The sequence below is a fragment of the uncultured Amaricoccus sp. genome, assembly GCF_937858865.1.
Classification (GTDB): domain Bacteria; phylum Pseudomonadota; class Alphaproteobacteria; order Rhodobacterales; family Rhodobacteraceae; genus Amaricoccus.
In genome coordinates this window covers 1-4,102 of record NZ_CALLYO010000521.1, presented here as the reverse complement: position 1 = coordinate 4,102, position 4,102 = coordinate 1, and the positions used below count along the sequence as shown (strand labels likewise).

The window sequence follows — 4,102 nt, the reverse complement described above, 5'->3', positions numbered from 1 at the left end:
TGCTCGGGCGAGCCGAACATCAGATTCATCGGCGCCGTCAGGCCGTGGCCGGGCGGGCTCGCGAGCCGCAGCGCGCCGCCGGAGCGTTCGGCGAACGCCGCGACCATCGTCAGCCCGAGACCGAGCCCGCGGCTGCCCGGCTTGGTGGTGAAGAAGGGTTCGGTGACGCGCGGCAGGAGGTCCGACGCCAGGCCGGGCCCGGTGTCGGAGATGGCGAGGTCCACCCATTCGCCGTCGGTCCGTCCGGCGATGGTCAGCGTGCCGCCGCCGGTCATCGCATCCCGGGCATTGATCCCCAGGTTGACGAGGCCCGCCTCGAGCTGGCTGCGGTCGACCAGCACCGGCGGCAGTCCCGGCGGGAGGTCGAGCACGATGTCGACCTCGACCCCGAGGGTCCGCTCGAGCAGCCTGACGATCCCGGGCAGGGTCTCGGCGAGGTCGGTGACCTCGGCGTGAAGGGGCGCGCCGCGCGCGTGCGCGAGCAGCCGGGTCGTGAGCTCGACGCCGCTCCGGACCGCGCCGAGGGCGTCCTCGACGAACTCGCGCAGGGCCGGCTGGTCCTGCAGCCGTTCCTCGAGCAGCTGAAGGTTGCCGAGGATCACCGCAAGGGCGTTGTTGAACTCGTGCGCGACCCCCGCTCCGAGCTGGCTGAGCGCGTCGAGCCGCTGGGCCTGGCGCAGGCGGCTCTCCGCCGCGTCGCGTTCGGCCACGAGCCGCAGCCGGTCGAAGCAGCGCTCCAGCGTTCGGTCGAGGTCATAGGAGAAGAAGGGCTTGATGAGGAAGTCGTAGGCGCCCGCCTTCAGCGCCTCGACGGCGGTCTCCAGCGACGCGTAGGCCGTCATCATCACCACGACGGTTTGCGGTGCGAGCCGCTGGATTTCCCTGACCAGGGCGACGCCGTCGTCCTGTCCCAGGCGGATGTCGACGAGGGCGACGTCGGCTTTCCAGTCGGCGAGGACCGCGGAAGCGGAGGCCGCGCTCTGCGCCACCCGCGTCGCATAACCCTCGAGGGCGAGCAGCCTCGCGAGGCTCTCGGCGAAGTCCTCGTCGTCGTCGACGACGAGGAGCCGCCAGGGCGTGTCCGGCCCGCCAGCTGCGGTCATGGTTCCGCTCCCTTCGGCAGGTGGAGGGCGATGGTCGTTCCCCCTCCGTCGCGCGTGTCGAGCCCGATGCGCCCGCCGTGCATCTCCACCACCCGCTGCACGACGGACATGCCGAGGCCGACGCCGTAGGCCTTGGTGCTGAAGAGCGGCTCGAAAAGCCGCGCCCGCGCCGCCTCGGGGATGCCGCCGCCGTTGTCGGAGACCGAGAGGACGACGGTGTCGCCGTCGACGCGGGAGCGGACCGTGATCCGGCCGGCCCCGTCGGGATGCGCCTCCGCGGCGGCCTGCGCAGCGTTGTCGAGCAGGTTCACGATCGCCTGGCGCAGCAGTTCGGCGTCGATCGGTGCCGTGCAGCCCGCGCGGAGATCGAGGGTGACGAGCGGGGCGGCGGAATGTTCGGCGACCTGCGCCTCGAGCCAGGGGTCGACGGCGACCTCGGCCAGCTCCGGCTCGCGCTGGCGCGAGAAGTCGAGCAGATCCTCGATGATGCGCGAGCACCGCTGGACGCTGCGGCGGATGCGGGCGAACTCGGGGCCGTCCCGGGCGGCGCCGGGGATCGATCGTTCGAGCACGTCGACCGAATTGGCGAGCGCGCCGAGCGGGTTCCTGAGCTCGTGGCTGACGGTGGCGGTGAGCTTGCCGATGGCGGCGAGCCGCTCTGTGCGGGCGAGCTCGGCCTGGGTCGCGCGCAGTTCGTCGAGCGAGGCGACGAGCTCGCGCTCGGCGAGCTCGCGGCTCTCGTGCGAGAGCACGATCCACCAGGCGCCGATCCCGAGCAGTGGCAGCACCGCGACGAAGACTCGGACGAGCATCTGGTCGTTGGTGTAGGGCGCGGGGTCGATGTGCAGGTCGGCGATCCGGTAGGTCAGCAGGAAGACCGCGGCGGCCACCGTCCAGAGCACGAGGGTGACGCCGACGACCTTGGCGAGGCGCTGCATCGGCTGCAGCGCGAAGCGTTGCCGGAAGGCGCCGCCGGGAGCGACCCGCGGCTGCTCCGAGGGCCGCTCCTTGCAGGTATCGTGGCAGTGGGTGTCGAGGCTGCAGCAGAGCGAGCAGATCGGCCGGTCGTAGAAGGAGCAGAAGGCCATGTCCGGCTTCTCGTAGTCGTGGTCGCAGATGCGGCACTGGACGAGATCGTCGCCGCGCTCCGGATAGTCGGCCGGGCGCAGCAGGTAGGTCTGCCCGCGCGTCGCGACGCCGATCGCCACGGCCGAGAGCACGGCGATGAGGAAGGCGATCGGCGCCGACCAGGCCTGCGCGGCCGGGCCGAGGAGGCCGGCGTAGCAGATCAGCCCGACCAGCGAGGCGAGCCCCATCGACCCGCAGCCGACCGGATTGAAGTTCGGCAGGTAGGCGCGCTTGAACTCCGGCACCGCCGGGCTGATCCGCAGCGGCTTGAGGATCGCGAGATCGCCGACCAGCGAGCCGAGCCAGGCGGTGGCCAGGTTGGCGTAGACGGCGAGCACGAGCTCGAGCGTCTCGAAGATGCCGAGGAGCATCAGGAGGAGCGAGATCAGGATGTTGAAGACGAGCCAGACCACCCGGCCGGGATGATAGTGGGTGACGCGGGAGAAGAAGTTCGACCAGGCGAGCGAGCCGGCGTAGGCGTTCGTCACGTTGATCTTCACCTGCGAGACGAGCACGAAGACCGTCGCCGCGGCGAGCGCCGTCTCCGGGTTGGCGAAGACGTAGCCGTAGGCGAGGGAGAACATGTGGATGGGCTCGAGCGCCTCCGACGCCGGCCGCCCGGCGGAGACGACCATGACGGCGAGGAGGCTCCCCCCGAGCATCTTCAGCCCGCCGACCACGACCCAGCCTGGTCCGGCCGACAGCATCGCCCCCCACCACCGCCGCCGGTTCCTCTGCGACAGGTCGGGCAGGAAGCGCAGGTAGTCGACCTGCTCGCCGATCTGCACCGTCAGCGAGCAGAGGACGCCGATCGCGCCGCCGAAGGCGAGCAGGCCGAAGCCGGTCTCGGCGCCGGCGAAGGTGCGCCATTCCTCGATCACCCCGGGATCCCTGGCGAGGATGAAGAGGAAGGGGGCGACCAGCATCACCACCCAGAGCGGCTGGGTGATCATCTGCAGCCGGCTCAGCATGGTGATGCCCATCGCCGTCAGCGGGATGATGACGAGCGAGGAGACGACGTAGCCGACCACGATCGGGATGTCGGCATAAACCCGCATCGCCTGCGCCATGATCGCCCCCTCGAGGGCGAAGAAGATGATGGTGAAGGTCGCGTAGATCAGCGAGGTGATCGTCGAGCCGATGTAGCCGAAGCCGGCGGCCCGGGTCAGCAGGTCCATGTCGATGTTGTAGCGGCTCGAATAGTAGGCGATCGGCAGGCTGGTGACGAAGATGAAGAGCGAGACGCAGAGGATCGCCGGGATCGCGTTCGCGAAGCCGTAGCGCAGCGTGATCGCGCCGCCGATGGTCTCGAGCGCCAGGAAGGCGATCCCCCCGAGCGCGGTGTTGGAGATCACGAACGGCGACCAGCGGCGGAACGAGCGCGCCGCGTAGCGCAGCGCATAGTCCTCGAGCGTCTCGTTCGCTACCCACGACCGGTAGGATCGGATCGCCGGCCGCTGCTCGGCCGCGCGAGTCATGTTGCCCCCCTTGGCTCCCGCACCGACGGCGCTGTCGCAGTCTTAGGCAAGCCTCCTCGCCAAGTCGAGCGGAGAGAGAGCGCCGCGCGGTCGGCCGCGAGCGCCCCTCCGTGCCGCGGCGCACAGGGTGGGCACGCGTGCCCACCGGATCAAGATTATGGAATCGTTATATTATTCCCGGGCGTTCACCGGATCTTCATGAAGGTTAATGGCCGGGTTCAGGCAGCGTCGCGCAGGATCGCCAGATAGTCCTCCGGCGTGGCGAGGCGGGGGTTCGTCGCGTGGCAGTGGTCGTTCGGTGCCGCCTGCGCGACCGTTTCCATCATCGCCTCGGTCACGCCCAGCCCGGTCAGGCCGGGGGGCATGCCGATCCGTGCGTTCAGCGCGGCGACG

At 70.2% G+C, this 4,102-nt stretch carries 2 protein-coding genes; both read right to left on the bottom strand.

Annotated elements, in window-relative coordinates; translation table 11 throughout:
* The coding region (locus Q0112_RS15210) for a response regulator (RefSeq protein WP_297976736.1) at positions 1-1,103 on the bottom strand (1,103 nt) is incomplete at its 3' end.
* Complete coding sequence (locus tag Q0112_RS15205) at positions 1,100-3,709, bottom strand: ATP-binding protein (RefSeq protein ID WP_297976734.1); 2,610 nt, start codon at positions 3,707-3,709, stop codon at positions 1,100-1,102. The genes Q0112_RS15205 and Q0112_RS15210, both read right to left, overlap by 4 nt.
* Positions 3,710-4,102 lie beyond the last annotated feature (393 nt).